1 protein-coding gene is annotated in these 1,716 nt (G+C 68.5%); it reads right to left on the bottom strand.

The window, feature by feature from the left end; genetic code table 11:
- Positions 1-62: 62 nt before the first annotated feature.
- Positions 63-1,649, bottom strand: a complete 1,587-nt coding sequence (locus ACWCP0_RS42035; protein ID WP_451083974.1) for an IS1182 family transposase — start codon at positions 1,647-1,649, stop codon at positions 63-65.
- Between the last annotated feature and the right edge of the window lie 67 nt (positions 1,650-1,716).

Consider the following 1,716-nt stretch of genomic DNA (forward strand, 5'->3'; position numbering starts at 1 on the left):
CTAGAAGACTGCTGAAAATCTTGTTGTGGGGCTGTCCGGCCTGGGCCGGGCGGCCCTTTTCGCTATGCGGTGGCCGGGGCGAGGTGCCAGGTGCCGCTGGTCCTTGTGAGTCCGAGGGTGATCAGTCGGCGGAGGTTGAGGGCGGCGGCGCGGTGGTGGAGCCAGATGTTGTTGGCGATGACGCCGCGGTGAGGGACTCTGCGGTTGCCTTTGGCGACCAGCCAGGCGATGGCGCGTTCGACCGGGGGCCGCCAGCGGCGGTATTCGTCCTGCCAGGCGGGGTCGCTGGCGGCCTGGGCCCGGGCGGCGGTCAGCAGTTCGTGCTGGGGATGGACGTTGAGCGTGCGTCCGCTCTTGGAGGTGGTGCAGCGTTCCCGCAGGGGGCAGTCGGTGCAGGCGCGCTTGAACTGGGCGGTGCGGGCGCCGTCCGCTTTGATCTGGCCGAGGTTGGCAGTGTGTCCGGCCGGGCAGGTCGCGGTGCCGGCTGCCAGGTCGATACGGAAGTCGTCGATGGTGAAGCCGCCGGGGACGGCCTGCCGCAGTGGCGGCGGCTTGACCACCAGGGTGTGGCCGTCGGCCTGTAGCTGTGCGCGCAGGTTGCCGGTGCCGTAGGCGGAGTCGCCGAGCACGGTTAACTCCGCGCCCTGTTCCTCGTCGGCCAGCAGATCGCAGGCAACGGCGGCCTCGTGGTTGCTGGGACCGTAGCCGCTGGTCAGGGCGACGGCGGTGAACAGTCCGGTCTCCGGCTCGAAGGAGGCGTGTCCTTTGAAGCCTTCGCTGTGGCGGGTGCGGTTCTTGTGGATGTGCCGTGCGTCGGCATCGACGCTCGACACCAGCCGGTCGGGGACTGTGCGCTTGGCGATACGCCAGCGTCCGTCACGTCCGTCGGAATCCTCGGCGGGTTCCACGTCCTGCCCGGCGACCAGGGCCAGCAGGCCGACCGCGTTCGCCGCCTTCTCACCCAGGTTCTGCTCAGGCAGGTGCCCGAGCAGGTTGAGGGCATCGGTGACCAGCGCATCGACCAGCGTGGCGCGGGCCAGCTCATCGTCCCAGGCAATCCTCGGCTTGCCCGGGTCGGTGTAGTCATGCGCCCGGCAGTGCTCCGCGGCTACCTTCTGGGCGCCGGGGACCTCGCGGATCACCCGGCGGATCGCGGAGATGATCTGGGTGACGGTGTCCTGGGTGGCCACCGCGTCATCAAGCACCGTGGAGTCCAGCGCACGCCGCTGCCTGCCCTTGAGCACCCCGGTCGCGGCTACGACTTCCTTGACCTTGGTGAAGATCCGCATGGGATCGGCCGAGTGACGCAGGCGGCGCCGGAAGTACGTCAGCAGCGACGGATCGAAAGCGGTGTCGTACAGGCCGAGCCCGCAGGCGGCCTTCCATCGCAAGTCACACCGCAGTTCCTGGACGGTCTCGAAGTCCGACAGCCCTTGCAGGCTCTGCAGCACCACCGTCGCGGCCAGGACCTGCGGCGGCAGACTCGGACGACCGTTGGACGACGGATACATGTCCGCGAACATCGACGGCGGGAACAACACCTCACGGTGCTCGGCCAAGAACGCGAACACACTCCCCGCCGGGATCAACTCCCGGCAGGTCTCCCACACATCCGGCCCGACCATCTCCCCGGCCCATTCCCCCTGCATGTCTACAAGACTGGCCCCGACTCCACCGAGCCGGGGCCAAAACCCGAGATTTTCAGCAGTCTTCTAG

The sequence above is a fragment of the Streptomyces sp. NPDC001970 genome, assembly GCF_053594115.1.